Raw genomic sequence first — 17,018 nt, 5'->3', positions numbered from 1 at the left:
GAGTAACGTCATGCCAGGTATTAGCCGCTTACCGCCGCTACAGCGGCATTAACGGCGCTTTATACCGATGGGACACGTTCGCCATAAATTGCGCTATGGGCGCCACTCTGCAACGCTTCTTTATAGTGCTTACGACAGACCGAGACGTAGCGCTCATTCCCGCCGATCACCACCTGCTCTCCTTCTTTATATGGCGCTCCCTGGCTGTCCAGCCGTAATACCATACTGGCCTTGCGGCCACAGTGGCAGATTGTTTTTAGCTCCACCAGTTTATCCGACCACGCCAATAAATATTGACTGCCGCTAAACAGTTCGCCACGAAAATCTGTACGTAACCCATAGCAGAGTACAGGTATATCGAGATTATCCACGACGTCAGAAAGTTCTTTAACCTGTTCTCGCGTAAGAAATTGGCTTTCATCCACCAGCACGCAGTGCACCGTCTGCAGTTGATGTTCCGCGCTAATTTCCTGCAACAGTGAAGTGCGGTTATTATAAAGTTTTGCTGGAGAAGAAAGACCAATGCGCGAACTCACTTTTGCCGCCCCGAAGCGGTTGTCGATCTCTGCGGTATAGATCAGCGTGCGCATCCCTCTTTCATGATAATTATAAGAGGACTGTAGCAGTGCGGTGGATTTGCCAGCGTTCATCGCCGAATAATAAAAATAAAGCTGAGCCATCAGGCTGAACTCCATGAAAGGTTAACTGAAAGGTCTGGCAGGATTGTATCACAGTGTCACGCTATATTGCTGGCACCCCAGAGGTAGTACCGCGTCTCATCCGCCAGACCCGAGGCTAATTCCCACTGCTGCTGTTTAAATCAGCGGCTTTTTCCTGGCAGGCAAAAGCGCATTAAACGGTAAAAATGCAATTTTTAACACGTTTATATCCTCAGAGTTTTCTCTATTTTAGTTTGTTGTCAGCCGGTCTGTAAGGCCATTCTTACCTGACGGCCGTCCCTATTTGACTTATCTCCTGCAGCAAAAACCGCCACTGCACCCGGCTGCAGTGGTTTATTTTTTATCAAATGGCATATTTCTGCGACAACGGGGTTTAAATTTTCGCAAATAGCGTTATGCTAATCGCACTTTAAATAGTTATTTTGAGTTTCTTACAAAATTAACTATTGCAGTTCCTATTTTCGGCCTCTATTATTATCAGGCAGAACATTTCTCCCACCCAATATAATTTCGAGAGTTAGGACAATGAGCGAAGCACTTAAAATTCTGAACAACATCCGCACTCTGCGTGCACAAGCCAGAGAATGCACCCTTGAGACTCTGGAAGAGATGCTGGAAAAACTGGAAGTCGTCGTTAACGAACGTCGCGAAGAAGATACTCAGGCTCAGGCAGAGATTGAAGAGCGTACCCGTAAGCTGCAGCAATATCGTGAAATGCTGATTGCTGACGGTATTGATCCAAATGAATTGCTGCAGACTATGGCTGCAACTAAAGCGGCGGGCAAAGCAAAACGCGCTGCACGTCCGGCTAAATATTCATACATTGATGAAAACGGCGAATCAAAAACCTGGACAGGCCAGGGTCGTACTCCGGCCGTGATCAAAAAAGCTATCGAAGAGCAAGGCAAACAGCTGGATGATTTCCTGCTGTAATAGCGGTTCAGGGTGCTTCCCAAATAACCCCATTTGTTAAAAATGGGGTTTTTTATTTTTCATCTTTATTGAACATTTGTTCCACCGGGAAACACATAAAGCAAAGGAAGCCAGTGGCTTCCTTTTTTTGTTGCCTGTTTTGTTGCCGGATGAGCCGGGGCCATAAATGGGACGGGTACAGACAGACACAATGGCCATCTCAGACCCGGTAAAACGCTCTGTACCACGCTACAAAGCGTTTAATCCCCTCTTCCACGGTTGTGTGTGGCTTAAAGCCGGTAACAGCGTATAACGGCTGTGTATCGGCGCTGGTCTCCAGTACATCGCCAGGTTGCATTGGCAACATATTCTTACGCGCCTTCATTCCCAGAGCGCTTTCCAGCGCCTCAATGTACGCCATCAGGGTAACCGGCTGGCTATTGCCGATATTATATACACGGTACGGCGCCGAACTGCTGGCGGCCGAACCGGTTTCAACCGTCCAGGCTGGATCTTTTGCCGGTACGATATCCTGTATGCGAATAATCGCCTCCACAATATCGTCAATATAAGTAAAATCGCGACGCATCTGGCCATGGTTATAAACGTCGATACTTTCACCAGCGATAATAGCGCGGGTGAACTTGAACAACGCCATATCCGGACGGCCCCAGGGGCCATATACGGTGAAGAAACGTAAACCAGTTGTTGGAATTCCGTACAAATGAGAATAGGTATGCGACATCAACTCATTGGCTTTTTTGGTCGCCGCATAAAGTGAAACCGGATGGTCAACCGAGTCTTCGGTAGAAAACGGCATTTTTCTGTTTAGTCCATACACCGAACTGGAAGATGCATATAACAAATGCCCGATGCTGTGGTGACGACATCCTTCAAGAACATTTAAATGTCCGACTAAATTGGCGTCAGCGTAGACATGAGGATTTTCGATGGAATAACGCACACCTGCCTGCGCCGCCAAATGAATCACCCGCTCAAAACCCTGGCTGGCGAATAATTGCGCCATGCCCTGGCGATCGGCGAGATCGCAGGCGACAAATAAGAATTCAGGATGAGATTTAAGCAGATCGAGGCGGGCGGTTTTGAGGTTTACATCGTAGTAATCATTCAGGTTGTCGATTCCAACAACCTGGTGACCGGCTGACAACAACCGTTGGCTAACGTGAAAACCAATGAAGCCTGCTGCGCCGGTAACCAGATATTTCATACTTTCCTCATTAATTATGCAATTTCAATAGACGCTCCGCGGCCGATTGCATAATAAACAAAACCGCGTTTGCTGACTCTTTCTGGATCATACAGGTTACGACCATCAAAAATCACGGGTTCTTTTAAGGCATTTTTAATCACATCAAAGTCTGGCGCGCGGAAGTTTTTCCACTCCGTACAGATAACCAGGCCATCAGCACCCTGCAGCGCCGCTTCTTTCGTACCCATCAATTTCAGATCGGCACGATGACCATAAATACGCTGAGCTTCATCCATAGCTTCAGGATCGAACGCCTGAACCGTAGCGCCCGCCTGCCATAAGGTTTCCATCAGGACGCGGCTGGAGGCTTCACGCATATCGTCAGTGTTCGGCTTGAATGCCAGACCCCAAACGGCAAAGGTTTTGCCCTGCAAATTGTCGCCAAAATGGCGCTTAATAAAGGTTGGCAGTTTGGTCTTCTGCGCGTCGTTAACTTCTTCCACAGCCTGCAGCAGACGTGGAGTATAGCCAATCGACTCAGCGGTACGGATCAATGCCTGCACGTCTTTCGGGAAGCAGGAACCACCGTAGCCACAGCCAGGATAGATAAAGTGGTAGCCGATACGTTGATCGGAGCCAATACCCTGACGCACTTTCTCGATATCGGCACCCAGACGTTCCGCCAGGTTGGACATCTCATTCATAAAGCTGATTTTGGTCGCCAGCATGCAGTTAGCCGCATACTTGGTCAGCTCGGCGCTACGGATGTCCATCAGGATCATACGATCGTGATTACGGTTAAACGGTTCGTAAAGTTCACGCAACAGTTCCACCACATCCTCGTTATCGGTACCGACAACGATACGCTCAGGACGCATGCAGTCGCTGACCGCAGCCCCTTCTTTCAGAAACTCTGGATTGGAAACCACATCAAATGAGAGATTGTGGTCACGCGCCTTCAGCGTTTCGGTCATCACTGAGCGCACACGTTCAGCAGTCCCTACCGGCACCGTTGATTTGTCGATAACCACTTTATGCTCGGTCATATGCTGCGCAATGGTGCGCGCTACGGCGGTAACATATTTCAGATCTGCTGAGCCATCTTCGTCTGGGGGAGTACCAACCGCAATAAATTGCATTACGCCGTGGTTGACGCCATCTTCGGCGTTGGTGCTAAATTTCAGACGACCAGCTTCATAGTTCTGCATGACGAGAGGCGTCAAACCTGGTTCAAAGATCGGAATAATTCCTTTCTTAAGGTTTTCAACTTTGTTCTCATCCACATCGATACAAAGAACGTCATGTCCGACTTCGGCCAGTACTGCAGCCTGAACCAGACCAACATAGCCGATACCAAATACGGTGACTTTCATTGAGTTATCCCGCTTTTAAATGAATTACTTTTTGTTACCAACGGTGCTTTCCAGCCACTGTTTGAAGTCGCTGCCGAGCGTTTCATGACGTACACCGTACTCCACAAATGCCTGCATATAGCCCAGTTTGTTACCACAGTCGTGGCTGATACCTTTCAGGTGATACGCTTCAACCGTCTCTTTTTCCATCAGCATCGCGATGGAGTCAGTCAGCTGAACTTCGCCACCCGCTCCCGGAGGAGTTTTTGCCAGCAGAGGCCAGATATCCGCAGAGAGCACGTAGCGACCGACAACCGCCAGGTTTGATGGCGCCTCAGAAGCTTTTGGCTTCTCTACCACACCGACCATCGGGGCGCTGTCGCCCGGGTTCAGTTCGCGGCCTTCGCAATCCACAACACCATACGCAGTCACATCGGCAACGGGTTCAACCATAATCTGGCTGTGACCGGTTTCGTCGTAACGTTTCAGCATATCGGCGAGGTTTTCTTTGGTCAGATCAGATTCGTACTCATCAATAATGACGTCTGGCAGGATCACGACAAATGGTTCATTGCCGACCAGTGGGTGCGCGCACATAACCGCATGGCCCAGACCTTTAGCGATACCCTGACGCACCTGCATAATGGTGACGTGTGGTGGGCAGATAGACTGAATTTCATCCAGCAACTGGCGCTTAACGCGTTTTTCCAGCATCGATTCCAGCTCAAAACTGGTATCAAAATGGTTCTCGATGGCATTCTTGGAAGAGTGCGTTACCAGCACAATTTCGTTAATTCCTGCTGCGATGCACTCGTTAACGACATACTGAATTAACGGCTTATCAACCAATGGCAGCATCTCTTTAGGAATAGCTTTGGTAGCTGGCAACATACGTGTTCCCAAACCTGCTACCGGGATTACCGCTTTTTTTACTTTTGACTTATAGGCAGACATCAAGATACCTCTCTTTAGGCCGTTCAAGTTATTACTTGATATGTCGATTTAAAAAAACGAAATGAGTATATCAGTTCGGAGACGCAGGATTTATCCTGGTTAGGTAAATTCCAGTGAAATTAAGACTATTACCCAAGTGTAAAGCTTATAGTTGATGCTGTCTTTAGCCGTAGAAACAATATTATTTTTCTGTCTATTATTCAGTCGACAGCATCAGCCGCAGCCTGCCGCCCGCGCCCCAGACCTGACATTGCCATGCATCACAGCGCTGACTTATTTGATTAAGATGTGTGCTGCCAAGGGTTCCCAGCGGCACACCATTATTTAGCTGGATTTGATGGGTATTGATGTTAAGCGTAGCATTCAATCCGGCAGAAACCAGGATCAGGTTTTTCAGGCTCTGATGATAATAGCCCACCAATAATGGAAATTGACCGTTCAGGTTCGCCTGGCGCAATAACAAGTTAACCTGTTTCAGCAACCCGCTTAATTCTGGCAAGCGCGGCCCCTGCCCCGATAACTGTTCCTGAAGTAAACCGTTAAACAAAGCGCGTAATAAAAGTGCAGCAAGAACGCCATTATCCCCGGCACGGGTGACATCAAGGCAGTAAAAGGCCAGATCCTTTTCGGAAAGCGCGGCGATATCCAGCACCAGGCCAGGCTGTTCCGCCATGGTTAACTGTCGGTAGTTAATGCGGCAATTTGCAATAACCTGCTGTACCGGCGGCTGGAGCTGCTTCAGCAATTTAGCGGCTGCGGTCGGGTCACGTACCAGCGCATCCCAGTCCTGAAACAGCTGTTCATCCTCTTCCACTTTCGAAGTGAACATCGAAGGATAGAGACACTCATATACCGCCTCACGCAGCCGTTCGAGATCCTTCACCGGCTTCAACAGCACATCCTGCACGCCAAGCCGCAGCACATGAGCGATATCCGCCATATTATCCGTAGCGGAGACGATAAGGATCGGCAAAGTATTGCCACGGGCGCGCAGATGCTCTACCAACCTGATACCATTCATCCGCGGCATGTCCAGGTCGCATATCATCATATCGGGCGTGGATTGTTGCAGGGCATCAAGCGCTTCCAGCCCATCGCCAACCGGGATAATCACCGCCCCTAAAGCCTGAAGGAAGTTTTCCAGCAGGGTACGGAAAACTACCTCATCTTCCACGATGAGTATCTGCTTCCCGATTAATGGTTTTTCCATTGCTCCCCCTTGTGCGCCAGATAATTCAATAGTGGTTCATAAAACGCACTTATGCCTGTCAGAATTGCCTGAAGTCACCTCAATAGCAGTGACAGGCTGGATTACCTGTTTCGAACAAGCGGTAAAAGCTCATCCATTTTTTTCTCGACGGCCTCCCGGCCCGCGGCTATCGCTTCGTCGGCACGATGGAAATCGAGCGTCGATATCTGCGGGCAAAAAGGTTGAATTAACACATCAGGCGGATCACCCGCCATACGGTTTCGCTTAACCCGGTTTTCTAACACCTGGATGGATGTGGTCATAATTTCCATCGCGCCTGGCGTCTGATTCACGCGCCGGATGGCCATTTTTGACAACTGCTGGCGCAGTTTTCCGCCCCAACTGGTCGCGGGTTCACTCTCCTGCGCCGCCGTTTGCGGCGTGACAGACAGTAAATCCTGCTGCATCAGGTGCGCATCGTGTTGTAAATCGACCGCGATAACAATATCGGCGCCTAATGCGCGCGTCAGCGAAATCGGTACCGGATTCACCACCGCACCATCGACCAGCCAGTAACCATTCCAGGCTACCGGCGCCAGCAGACCCGGCATGCTGCAGGAGGCGCGCACCGCCTGATGGAGATCACCGTCCGTCAGCCACAGCTCGCGGCCGGTGCTAAGATTGGTGGCAACCGCGCCAAAACGCAATTTACACTGCTCAATATCTTCGTGGGTCACCAGGCGACGGACATGGTTAAACACCCGTTCGCCGCGCAGCAGACCACCGCGACGCCATGAGAAATCCATCAGCCGGATCACATCCCAGTAGCTAAATGAGCGTACCCACTTTTCCATCATCGGCAAACGTTCACTGGCATAAGCCGCGCCCACCAGGGCACCGACGGAACAGCCGGCGACAATATCGATCTTGATCCCTGCGCGCTCCAGAGCATTAATCACTCCGATATGGGCCCATCCCTTGGCGGCGCCAGAACCCAACGCCAGTCCAATTTTTACCTGTCTCATTCAACCTCTGGTGATAACTCAACGTGCAAATGGCTAACCGCCTGCAGCTCGGTTAACATAACGCGTGTTTTTACTTATCTGCCCTGACGACTTCGGATTGCAGGAAGGCGGCAAATGAACCAGGCCCGATGAGCAGGAGCCATTAACGGCTCTGCGGCGATGTTTCAGATGCCCCGGGCCAGGATGGCCTAATGCCGCCCGTGGCGCTAACGCTGCTGCAGCCTGAAGTATGACGGGTCTGACTGTTGTCTGACAACCCGGAGTTAATGTGTCTGAAAAGTGTCCGTGCTGTAGCGGAATGCAGTATAGCCTATGTTGCGAGCCGTGGCTGAACGGGACGGCAATTCCGTCCACCGCTGCGCAACTCATGCGTTCACGCTATACCGCCTATGTTAAACAGGATGCGGCTTATCTGGTCGCGACATGGCACAGTAGTGCGCGCCACGCACAATTGCAAAGTATGCTTGCAGAAAGTTTTGCCAACACCCACTGGCTTGGCCTGACTGTTATTGCTCAGGAAGCGGGACGCGATGACAACGAAAGTTATGTCACTTTCTTTGCTCGTTTTACCGATAATCAGCACCCATCGGCTATCCATGAACGCTCGCGCTTTCTTCGGGACGATCAACGCTGGTACTATATTGACGGAACCGCTCCGCAGGTGGGTCGAAACGATCGCTGTCCCTGCGGCTCCGAGAAAAAATACAAAAAATGTTGCGGCCAGTAACCCAACAGCATTCATGATGCATGGGTAACGTACTATTGCCGTTTAGATTTGATGACATAAACGCTTCGACAGGATCCCTAACGAGATGCAAGCGCAAACACTGCAACGAAAAGTTTTACGTACTATTTGCCCTGATGCAAAAGGGCTGATCGCCAAGATCACCAACATCTGTTACAAGCACGAGCTGAATATCGTGCAAAACAATGAGTTTGTTGACCATCGCACCGGTCGCTTCTTTATGCGCACCGAGCTGGAAGGGATCTTTAACGATAATACCCTGCTGGCCGATCTCGACAGCGCTTTACCACAAGGGTCGGTGCGCGAACTGGGCTCTGCCGGTCGGCGCCGGGTGGTGATTCTGGTGACCAAAGAGGCGCACTGCCTTGGCGATCTGCTGATGAAAAGCACTTATGGCGGGCTGGACGTAGAAATTGCGGCAGTGATTGGCAACCATGAAACGCTGCGCACACTGGTTGAGCGTTTCGATATTCCGTTTGTGCTGGTTAGCCACGAGGGGATGACGCGCGAGCAGCACGATAACAATATGGCGGCCGAGATCGATCGCTACCAGCCGGATTATGTGGTGCTGGCCAAGTATATGCGCGTACTGACGCCGGCCTTTGTTCAGCGTTATCCGAATCAGATTATCAATATCCATCACTCTTTCCTGCCAGCCTTTATTGGCGCGCGCCCTTATCATCAGGCTTACGAGCGTGGTGTGAAGATTATCGGCGCCACCGCGCACTATGTGAATGATAATCTGGATGAAGGTCCGATCATTATGCAGGATGTGATTAATGTCGATCACACCTATACGGCGGAAGATATGATGCGTGCCGGTCGCGATGTGGAAAAAAATGTGCTGAGTCGCGCGCTGTATAAGGTGCTGGCGCAACGCGTGTTTGTGTATGGCAACCGCACCATTATTCTTTAACCGTGCATGCTATTCGGGAGCCATTAATGGCTCCCCTGCACCGGTGATTTGGCTCCAGGGGTGGGGATTTATTCCGCCCGACGTGCCCCTCAGCGCTGATTTTCAGCGCAGCTAATGCCGGGTAAAGCAGCGCTACGGGCAAAAAAGCGGCAAACGATAAACTTTCCGCTATCCAGTGCTTTACAGCTGCGGTTCATTTGATATGATGCGCCCCGCTTACGAGCATAGTAGTAAGGCCAGTGGTGGGGTTCCCGAGCGGCCAAAGGGAGCAGACTGTAAATCTGCCGTCATCGACTTCGAAGGTTCGAATCCTTCCCCCACCACCATTTTGCATTGCGCCATGCATGCAACTTTCCCGGAATAGAGACGTTGTCGACCGGAAAGGATAAGCAGTTTCGCTCCCGAAGGTTCGGGTCGAGGCCTGCGGCGATAATCCTTCCCACCCGGTGGTAAGGTACTATTAGCGGGTACAGCACGAACTTGTAATACGCTTCCCCTGGTGGGGTTCCCGAGCGGCCAAAGGGAGCAGACTGTAAATCTGCCGTCATCGACTTCGAAGGTTCGAATCCTTCCCCCACCACCATTCAGGATTACTGCAAACTCGCAATATCCCCGCTATCTGCAAATTCCCGCTGGGGAAGGATGAGAAGCTTCGACCTCGAAGGTTCGGGTCGAGCGACAGCGAGACAACGCCGCCTGCGGCGGTAATCCTTCCCGCACAGAGGCTACATTTAGCACCACCATTCAGGATTACTGCAAACTCGCAATATCCCCGCTATCTGCAAATTCCCGCTGGGGAAGGATGAGAAGCTTCGACCTCGAAGGTTCGGGTCGAGCGACAGCGAGACAACGCCGCCTGCGGCGGTAATCCTTCCCGCACAGAGGCTACATTTAGCACCACCATTCAGATTACTGCAAACTCGCAACATTTCCGCTAATTTGCACCAGCCGTAATGACAGCCACTACCCGAGTCTGCTACCATCCGGCCATCTTTTCCCTCGTGAAACGGCAACTGAAATGAAATTTGTTTCTTTTAATATCAATGGGCTACGCGCCCGCCCACATCAGCTTGAAGCTATCATCGAACAGCATCAGCCAGACGTGATCGGTCTGCAGGAAACCAAAGTCCATGACGATATGTTCCCGCTGGAAGATGTCAGCAAGCTGGGCTACAACGTCTTTTATCACGGACAAAAAGGCCACTATGGCGTTGCGCTGCTGACCAAAGAGCCGCCAATTATGGTACGCCGTGGCTTCCCCGGTGATGATGACGATTCACAGCGTCGGCTGATTATGGCGGAACTGGCGACGCCAATCGGCAATCTGACGGTAATTAACGGTTACTTTCCCCAGGGTGAAAGCCGCGACCATCCAACCAAATTCCCGGCGAAAGATAAGTTTTACCGCGATCTGCAGGATTACCTTGAACAACATCTGCAGCCGGAAAATCCGGTACTGATTATGGGCGATATGAATATCAGCTCCAGCGATCTGGATATCGGCATCGGCGAAGAGAATCGCAAGCGCTGGCTACGCACCGGCAAATGTTCTTTCTTACCGGAAGAGCGCGAGTGGATGGATCGTCTGATGAACTGGGGGTTAGTCGATACCTGGCGGGCACAAAATCAGGAGACCAGTGACCGCTTCTCGTGGTTTGATTATCGTTCTAAAGGCTTCGACGACAACCGTGGACTGCGTATCGACCTGGTTCTGGCGAGTAAGCCGCTGGCCGAGCGCTGTGTGGCGACCGGCATTGATTATGCTATTCGCAGCATGGAAAAACCTTCTGACCATGCGCCAATCTGGGCGCAGTTTACCCTCTGATCGTCCGGCTCTGACCGCGCGATGCGGTCAGAGTTACTGTTTCAGCACTTGCCAGATCAGGTTATTGGTGCCCAGCGATGCTTTATCGCGCGTACACTGGAGTAACACCCCTACCGCTTTAATCACCGCGCCTTCAGTGTAGTTCTGGTTGCCATAGGTACAGCAGCGCGCACAGGGAGGAGCCGACTGGCTATTATTGCCCTGTGTCCAGGCCTCCGCAGGCAGATTCACCACCACATCCGTATCACCGCCATTGTGCGGGCGACTTTCCTGTTGCCCCTGCGCCAGTGCGCCAGTGCTTAGCAGTAATCCGGCACAAAATAACACGCCTGAAAGTTTCATTATCCGGTCTCCTTTGCCTTCGCCGATTTACGCGGCGGTTTTTTGCTTTTACTACTGGCCGCCGCAGGTAAGCCGCGAAAAGCGTGCGCTGCAGGCTGCTGACGCGCCTGATTAATCAGGCTGTAGAGCGTCTCGACCAGCGGATGCATAAAATCCTGATAACGACACTGCTTTTCACTAATTTTAGTCAGCGTTGATTCCCATTGCGCCGTCATATCCGGTCGCGCCGCCATTTCCGGTAACGAGTGAATTAACGCTCGTCCGGCCTCGCTGGAATGGATATAGCGACCTTTCTTATAGAGGAATGTACGTCTGAACAGTAATTCAATGATACCCGCGCGTGTCGCTTCAGTTCCTAAACCATCGGTCGCCCGCAGTATTTTCTTTAGATCTTTATCCTGCACAAAGCGTGCAATACCGGTCATCGCCGAAAGTAGCGTGGCATCGGTAAACGGCCGTGGTGGCTGGGTCTGCTTCTCTACCACTTCGCCGCGCTCACACAGCAGCTCATCACCTTTCGCCACCACCGGCAACGGCGTGCCGTCATTCTCTTCATCTCGCTCCTTGCTGCCCAGCAGGGCGCGCCAGCCCGCTTCAGCGAGAAAGCGCGCCCTGGCGACAAACTTGCCGCCGGCGATATCGAGTTCGATAACACATTTGCGATATACCGCATCCGGGCAAAATTGCATCAGGTACTGGCGCGCCACCAGCCCATAAATATTGGCCTCATTCTCGCTGAGACGGGTCTGGCTACTACGCGCAGTGGGAATAATCGCGTGGTGCGCATCGACTTTTTTATCGTCCCAGCAGCGATTTTTGCGGTCCGGGTCAAAATCCGCCGGTGGCGTTAAGTCCGGCTGATGAGCGTTAATCGCGTTCAGTACCGCATGACGTCCGGCAAAATGTTCCTCCGGCAAATAACGGCTGTCGGAACGCGGATAGGTAATCAGCTTATGGGTTTCATACAGTTTCTGGCAGGTATCGAGCACCACTTGCGCACTCAGACCAAAACGACGGGCGGCTTCAATCTGCAGGCTGGAGAGCGAAAACGGCAGCGGCGCGGTATCATTTTCCCGCTTATCCTGATATTGCGTGACCAGCGCGGGCTGACCGCCGATACGCGCCACCACATGATCCGCCAGCGGGCGATGCAGTAAACGCCCCTCTTCATCCTGATAAGGCTCACACGAGTCACTGGGCTGCCACAGCGCGACAAAACGCTCTTCTTGCGGCGTGACGATATAGGCTTTGACTTCAAAAAAATCTTTCGCGACAAAGTTTTCAATCTCTTCATCACGACGCACTACCAGCCCGAGCACCGGCGTCTGCACCCGCCCGACAGAGAGCACGCCGTCGTAACCGGCATTGCGTCCCAGCAGAGTATAGGCGCGGGTCATATTGATGCCGTACAGCCAGTCAGCGCGCGCGCGCGCCAGCGCCGAGACGCACAGAGGGATAAACTCGCGGTTCTCGCGCAGGCGACTTACCGCCCGCTCCACCGCCGCCGGATTAAGATCGTTAATCAGGCAGCGTTGCACTTTTTCGCGCTTTTCCGCTGGCAACGACAGATAGTCCAGCACTTCATCCACCAGCAACTGCCCCTCACGATCCGGGTCGCCGGCATGGATCACTTCGCTGGCCTGCGCCAGCAGGCCTTTAATCACATTCAGTTGTTTGGCGACGGAAGGACGCGGCTGCAACTGCCACTTATCCGGCACAATCGGTAAATCTGCCAGCGACCAGCGCGCATAACGGCTGTTATAGCTATCCGGCTGCGCCTGTTCCAGCAGGTGTCCGACACACCAGGTGACCATCTGATCGTTGCCGCAGGCAATATAACCATCGCCACGACGATGCGGTTTGGGCAATACATCGGCGATGGCGCGCGCGAGACTCGGTTTTTCGGCAATAAACAGACGCATTATTTCGTTTTAACCCCTGGCGCTTCACGGTTCAATCCGACAGATGCGCGGGCGGGCAGCCATTCCATATGATTGTTCATCAGTTACTCTATCGTCGCATTCTGGCGGCTATGTTAGCGTGTTCAACCGACAGTGATAAGCTTATCGTCACTGTTGACGGCTTATTCGCTCATAATGCCGACGAAATGCAGGGTTGCTCACAACCCTGCAGGCAGCAATGCAAAAAGTCACTCAGAAATAACTGACAAATGGCGTGCTATCGGGAGGAATGACGGTGGTAGAGGATTTCAACTGCGGTGTGCCGAGGTAGAGAAAACCGACAATGGCATCCTGTTCGCGGCAGTGAAACGCGTCACGCACTGCCGCGTGTTCCGTCCATGCGCCGCTGCGCCAGATACCGTTAAACCCCTGCGCAACGGCCGCCATCTGCATCGCCATCACCGCACAGCCAGCGGATACTACCTGTTCCCAGCGCGGCACTTTCGCCTGCGGTTCACAGTGAGCCACAACGGTAATAATCATTGGCGCACGGAACGGCGCCTGTTGCGCTTTCTCAATCGCCTTAGCATCCAGGCCATCATCGCGCGCGGCGTTCTCCAGCAGCGCGCTGAAGCGCTCACGCCCCTCTTTTTCAATCACAATAAAACGCCACGGCTGCATTGCGCCATGGTCCGGCGCACGCATTGCCGCACGGATAATATTATCCAGCGCCTCGCCCTGCGGGGCCGGTTCTGCCAGACGGGATGCCGAACGGCGGTTCAGCAGTAAATCGAGAGCATCCATTAACGCCTCCTGAAAATGAGTAGCATTTATTACCCGGCAAACTAACACAGCCTGATCTTTTGTTACAGCATAGTGCTTTTTCCTGCTGACAATTGCGCTGGCGCTCTTTAGGATGAGCCCATCACCCCGCAAGCCAGTCGCTTGCGGGTATTACTCTGCGAATATGGAGATGACATGCGCACTTTGTGGCGAATTATCGCTGGTTGTTTTAAATGGACATGGCGTGCGGTGAACTTTATCCGTGAGTTCATTCTCAACCTGTTTTTAATTTTTTTAATTTTGATTTGCACCGGCATCTATTTCCAGATTAACAGCTCCAGTGCGCCAGCCGATGTGCCGCGCGGCGCACTTAAAGTCGATCTTACCGGGGTGGTGGTGGATAAACCTTCCGTCAGCAACCGTCTGAGCAAAATTGGCCGTCAGTTACTGGGCGCCAGCAGCGACCGTCTGAAAGAGAACTCGCTGTTTGACGTGGTTAACGCCATTCGTCAGGCAAAAGATGATAAAAACATTACCGGCATGGTGCTGGATCTGCGCGATTTCGCCGGCGCGGACCAGCCTTCGTTGCAGTATATCGGTAAAGCGCTGCGGGAATTTCGTGACAGCGGCAAACCGATTTACGCCACTGGCGACAGCTACAGCCAGGCGCAATATTATCTCGCCAGTTTTGCCAATACCGTCTATCTCTCCGCGCAGGGCACCGTTGATTTACACGGTTTCGCCACCAACACGCTTTACTACAAATCACTGCTGGATAAGCTGAAAGTGACGTCGCATGTGTTTCGTGTCGGCACCTACAAATCAGCAGTAGAACCCTTCCTGCGTGATGATATGTCCCCGGCCGCGCGCGATGCCGACAGCCGCTGGATTGGTGAACTGTGGCAAAATTACCTTAATACCATCGCCGCCAACCGCCAGATTACCACGCAGCAGCTGTTCCCTGGCGCGCAAGGTCTGCTGGACGGTCTGCAGAAAGTGGGCGGTGATACCGCTCAGTATGCCAAAGACAATAAACTGGTCGATGAACTGGCGTCGCGCGCCGCGGTTGATCTGCAACTGACGAAAAAGTTTGGCTTCAATCAGCAGGAGCATGATTACAACAATATCAGCATCTATGATTATCCGCTGAAGGACAACACCAGCCACGATGGCAATATTGCCGTGGTAATGGCGAACGGCGCGATTATGGATGGCGAAGAGGCACCGGGTTCAGTCGGCGGCGATACCACCGCCATGCAGATCCGTGAAGCGCGTCTTGACCCAAAAATCAAAGCGATTGTACTGCGCGTGAACAGCCCTGGCGGTAGCGTCAGCGCCTCCGAAGTGATTCGTGAAGAACTGGCGGCAGCACGTGATGCCGGTAAGCCGGTGGTGGTATCGATGGGCGGTATGGCGGCATCCGGCGGTTACTGGATCTCTACCCCGGCCAGCTATATTGTTGCCAGCCCAAGCACGCTGACCGGTTCGATTGGTATCTTCGGCGTGATCAACACGGTGGAAAATTCGCTGGATGCCATTGGCGTGCATACTGACGGCGTGGCAACCTCGCCGCTGGCGGATATCGCATCGACCAAAGCGCTGCCAGGCGAAGTTCAGCAACTGATGCAGCTAAGTATCGAAAACGGTTATAAAAACTTCCTCGGTCTGGTGGCGAAGTCACGTAACAAGACGCCTGAGGAGATTGACCAGATCGCCCAGGGGCACGTCTGGACCGGCAGCGCGGCGAAAGCCAACGGTCTGGTTGATGCTCTGGGCGACTTCGATGATGCGGTGGTCAAGGCGGCGGAGCTGGCAAAACTGAAAGATTATCAGCTGCAGTGGTCGCAGGATGAACCAACGCTGTTTGAGGCGCTGCTCAGCCAGGTGGACGTTTCTGTCCGCGCCTCGCTGCCGGCGGCTCTGAAAGTCTATCTGCCGGCGCCAATGGCCGATATTATGGCGGATATGAAAAAGCAACCGGGGTTATTCGACGATCTTAACGATCCGCAAAACCGTTACGCACTCTGCCTTACCTGCGGTGACGTGCGTTAAGTTACGCGGGCGGCGGTAATGACGCCCCCCGCCCTATTTTAGCTACTCCCACGCAGGGGCGGCATTGATGCCGCCCCTGCCTGTAATTTGTACCAACTATAATGACGACCTTTATGCAAAAAAAATCGATCTACGTTGCCTATACCGGCGGCACCATTGGTATGCAGCGTTCTGAACAGGGGTATATCCCGGTGTCCGGCCATCTGCAGACCCAGCTGGCGAAGATGCCTGAGTTTCACCGTCCCGAGATGCCGGATTTTACCATTCACGAATACGCGCCATTGATGGACTCGTCGGATATGACGCCGCAGGACTGGCAATCGATTGCGGAAGACATCGAAAAAAACTACGACAATTATGATGGCTTCGTGATCCTGCATGGCACCGACACCATGGCGTTTACCGCTTCCGCCCTCTCCTTTATGCTGGAGAACCTCGCGAAGCCGGTCATTGTCACCGGGTCACAAATTCCGCTGGCCGAACTGCGCTCCGATGGTCAGCAAAACCTGCTGAATGCGCTGTTTGTCGCCGCAAATTATCCGATCAATGAAGTGACGCTGTTTTTTAATAACACCTTGTTTCGCGGCAACCGGACCACTAAAGCCCATGCCGATGGCTTTAATGCCTTTGCTTCGCCGAACCTGGCGCCGCTACTGGAGGCGGGTATCCATATTCGCCGGCTGAACACCCCGGCAGCGCCCCAGGGCAGCGGACGGTTAATTGTCCATCCGACCTCACCGCAGCCGATCGGCGTGGTGACCATCTATCCGGGAATTTCCGCCGAAGTGGTGCGTAACTTCCTGCGTCAGCCGGTAAAAGCGCTGATCCTGCGCTCTTATGGCGTCGGCAATGCGCCGCAGAATGCTGAATTTCTCAATGAACTGAAAGACGCCGCCGCACGCGGTATCGTGGTGGTGAATCTGACGCAGTGTATGTCTGGCAAGGTGAATATGGGCGGCTATGCCACCGGTAACGCGCTGGCGCATGCCGGGGTGATTAGCGGCTTCGATCTGACGGTAGAAGCGGCGCTGACCAAACTGCATTTTCTGCTGAGCCAGAACCTCACCAGCGCTGAAGTACGCCAGCAGATGCAAAGTAATCTGCGTGGTGAATTAACCCTCTGAGATGGTGA

Annotated in this window: 15 protein-coding genes and 2 tRNA genes; 8 read left to right on the top strand and 9 right to left on the bottom strand. The window is 52.6% G+C overall.

Features of this window, described 5'->3' with window-relative positions; genetic code table 11:
* Nucleotides 1–59 precede the first annotated feature (59 nt).
* Nucleotides 60–680 (bottom strand): thymidine kinase, encoded by a 621-nt coding sequence (gene tdk / locus JWF83_RS24775; RefSeq protein WP_413653157.1) that lies wholly within the window; start codon nt 678–680, stop codon nt 60–62.
* A 525-nt stretch (nt 681–1,205) separates the two neighbouring features.
* On the opposite strand from tdk, the gene hns reads away from it, so the two are divergent.
* Entirely contained in the window at nt 1,206–1,613 is a 408-nt protein-coding gene (gene hns / locus JWF83_RS24770) for a histone-like nucleoid-structuring protein H-NS (protein WP_313852209.1), read from the top strand.
* 199 nt (nt 1,614–1,812) lie between these two features.
* On the opposite strand, the gene JWF83_RS24765 is transcribed toward hns, so the two are convergent.
* From JWF83_RS24765 to rssA, 5 genes are all read right to left on the bottom strand, one after another.
* Nucleotides 1,813–2,820 carry an NAD-dependent epimerase gene (locus JWF83_RS24765; RefSeq protein ID WP_413653156.1) on the bottom strand — a complete coding sequence of 336 codons (1,008 nt, stop codon included), beginning with the start codon at nt 2,818–2,820 and terminating at the stop codon, nt 1,813–1,815.
* A gap of 14 nt (nt 2,821–2,834) precedes the next feature.
* Nucleotides 2,835–4,175 carry a UDP-glucose dehydrogenase family protein gene (locus JWF83_RS24760; protein ID WP_413653155.1) on the bottom strand — a complete coding sequence of 447 codons (1,341 nt, stop codon included), beginning with the start codon at nt 4,173–4,175 and terminating at the stop codon, nt 2,835–2,837.
* 24 nt (nt 4,176–4,199) lie between these two features.
* A complete protein-coding gene (galU, locus tag JWF83_RS24755) occupies nt 4,200–5,108 on the bottom strand; it encodes a UTP--glucose-1-phosphate uridylyltransferase GalU (protein ID WP_413653154.1) in 909 nt (302 codons plus the stop codon).
* A 196-nt stretch (nt 5,109–5,304) separates the two neighbouring features.
* Nucleotides 5,305–6,318, bottom strand: coding sequence for a two-component system response regulator RssB (gene rssB, locus JWF83_RS24750; RefSeq protein WP_413653153.1), 1,014 nt, complete (start codon nt 6,316–6,318; stop codon nt 5,305–5,307).
* Nucleotides 6,319–6,419: 101 nt separating this feature from the next.
* On the bottom strand, nt 6,420–7,322 hold the full coding sequence (gene rssA / locus JWF83_RS24745) for a patatin-like phospholipase RssA (protein WP_413653152.1): 903 nt from the start codon (nt 7,320–7,322) through the stop codon (nt 6,420–6,422).
* A 268-nt stretch (nt 7,323–7,590) separates the two neighbouring features.
* Between rssA and JWF83_RS24740 the strand changes: the two genes are divergently transcribed.
* From JWF83_RS24740 to xthA, 5 genes are all read left to right on the top strand, one after another.
* Nucleotides 7,591–8,049, top strand: coding sequence for a YchJ family protein (locus JWF83_RS24740; RefSeq protein WP_413653151.1), 459 nt, complete (start codon nt 7,591–7,593; stop codon nt 8,047–8,049).
* Between the two features lie 85 nt (nt 8,050–8,134).
* Nucleotides 8,135–8,983 (top strand): formyltetrahydrofolate deformylase, encoded by an 849-nt coding sequence (gene purU, locus JWF83_RS24735; RefSeq protein WP_413653150.1) that lies wholly within the window; start codon nt 8,135–8,137, stop codon nt 8,981–8,983.
* Nucleotides 8,984–9,224: 241 nt separating this feature from the next.
* A tRNA-Tyr gene (locus JWF83_RS24730) sits at nt 9,225–9,309 on the top strand.
* Between the two features lie 172 nt (nt 9,310–9,481).
* Nucleotides 9,482–9,566 (top strand) — tRNA-Tyr (locus JWF83_RS24725).
* Between the two features lie 435 nt (nt 9,567–10,001).
* Nucleotides 10,002–10,808 carry an exodeoxyribonuclease III gene (gene xthA / locus JWF83_RS24720; protein WP_413653149.1) on the top strand — a complete coding sequence of 269 codons (807 nt, stop codon included), beginning with the start codon at nt 10,002–10,004 and terminating at the stop codon, nt 10,806–10,808.
* Between the two features lie 33 nt (nt 10,809–10,841).
* Here xthA and JWF83_RS24715 read toward each other — a convergent pair whose 3' ends face one another.
* From JWF83_RS24715 to JWF83_RS24705, 3 genes are all read right to left on the bottom strand, one after another.
* A complete protein-coding gene (locus tag JWF83_RS24715) occupies nt 10,842–11,150 on the bottom strand; it encodes a DUF1496 domain-containing protein (RefSeq protein WP_413653148.1) in 309 nt (102 codons plus the stop codon).
* A complete protein-coding gene (locus tag JWF83_RS24710) occupies nt 11,150–13,072 on the bottom strand; it encodes a DNA topoisomerase III (protein WP_413653147.1) in 1,923 nt (640 codons plus the stop codon). The genes JWF83_RS24715 and JWF83_RS24710 overlap by 1 nt, the downstream gene beginning before the upstream one ends.
* Before the next feature lie 231 nt (nt 13,073–13,303).
* Nucleotides 13,304–13,855 (bottom strand): NAD(P)H nitroreductase, encoded by a 552-nt coding sequence (locus JWF83_RS24705; RefSeq protein ID WP_413653146.1) that lies wholly within the window; start codon nt 13,853–13,855, stop codon nt 13,304–13,306.
* A 174-nt stretch (nt 13,856–14,029) separates the two neighbouring features.
* Between JWF83_RS24705 and sppA the strand changes: the two genes are divergently transcribed.
* Together sppA and ansA are read left to right on the top strand one after the other, a co-directional pair.
* Nucleotides 14,030–15,886, top strand: coding sequence for a signal peptide peptidase SppA (gene sppA, locus JWF83_RS24700; RefSeq protein ID WP_413653145.1), 1,857 nt, complete (start codon nt 14,030–14,032; stop codon nt 15,884–15,886).
* Between the two features lie 113 nt (nt 15,887–15,999).
* Nucleotides 16,000–17,010: an asparaginase gene (gene ansA, locus JWF83_RS24695; protein WP_413653144.1), complete on the top strand. Its 1,011-nt coding sequence runs from the start codon at nt 16,000–16,002 to the stop codon at nt 17,008–17,010.
* The last annotated feature ends 8 nt before the right edge of the window (nt 17,011–17,018 follow it).

Source organism: Pantoea sp. B65, assembly GCF_047308185.1.
Lineage (GTDB): Bacteria > Pseudomonadota > Gammaproteobacteria > Enterobacterales > Enterobacteriaceae > Erwinia.
Note: the sequence above shows the minus strand (reverse complement) of the source record. Positions and strands in the feature narration are given on the sequence as shown.

Coding starts and splice junctions, on each gene's coding strand:
- hns (WP_313852209.1), top strand. CDS start 1,206: ATGAGCGAAGCACTTAAAATTCTGAACAACATCCGCACTCTGCGTGCA.
- galU (WP_413653154.1), bottom strand. CDS start 5,108: ATGTCTGCCTATAAGTCAAAAGTAAAAAAAGCGGTAATCCCGGTAGCA.
- xthA (WP_413653149.1), top strand. CDS start 10,002: ATGAAATTTGTTTCTTTTAATATCAATGGGCTACGCGCCCGCCCACAT.
- JWF83_RS24715 (WP_413653148.1), bottom strand. CDS start 11,150: ATGAAACTTTCAGGCGTGTTATTTTGTGCCGGATTACTGCTAAGCACT.
- rssA (WP_413653152.1), bottom strand. CDS start 7,322: ATGAGACAGGTAAAAATTGGACTGGCGTTGGGTTCTGGCGCCGCCAAG.
- JWF83_RS24760 (WP_413653155.1), bottom strand. CDS start 4,175: ATGAAAGTCACCGTATTTGGTATCGGCTATGTTGGTCTGGTTCAGGCT.
- tdk (WP_413653157.1), bottom strand. CDS start 680: ATGGCTCAGCTTTATTTTTATTATTCGGCGATGAACGCTGGCAAATCC.
- JWF83_RS24705 (WP_413653146.1), bottom strand. CDS start 13,855: ATGGATGCTCTCGATTTACTGCTGAACCGCCGTTCGGCATCCCGTCTG.
- JWF83_RS24710 (WP_413653147.1), bottom strand. CDS start 13,072: ATGCGTCTGTTTATTGCCGAAAAACCGAGTCTCGCGCGCGCCATCGCC.
- sppA (WP_413653145.1), top strand. CDS start 14,030: ATGCGCACTTTGTGGCGAATTATCGCTGGTTGTTTTAAATGGACATGG.
- purU (WP_413653150.1), top strand. CDS start 8,135: ATGCAAGCGCAAACACTGCAACGAAAAGTTTTACGTACTATTTGCCCT.
- rssB (WP_413653153.1), bottom strand. CDS start 6,318: ATGGAAAAACCATTAATCGGGAAGCAGATACTCATCGTGGAAGATGAG.
- ansA (WP_413653144.1), top strand. CDS start 16,000: ATGCAAAAAAAATCGATCTACGTTGCCTATACCGGCGGCACCATTGGT.
- JWF83_RS24765 (WP_413653156.1), bottom strand. CDS start 2,820: ATGAAATATCTGGTTACCGGCGCAGCAGGCTTCATTGGTTTTCACGTT.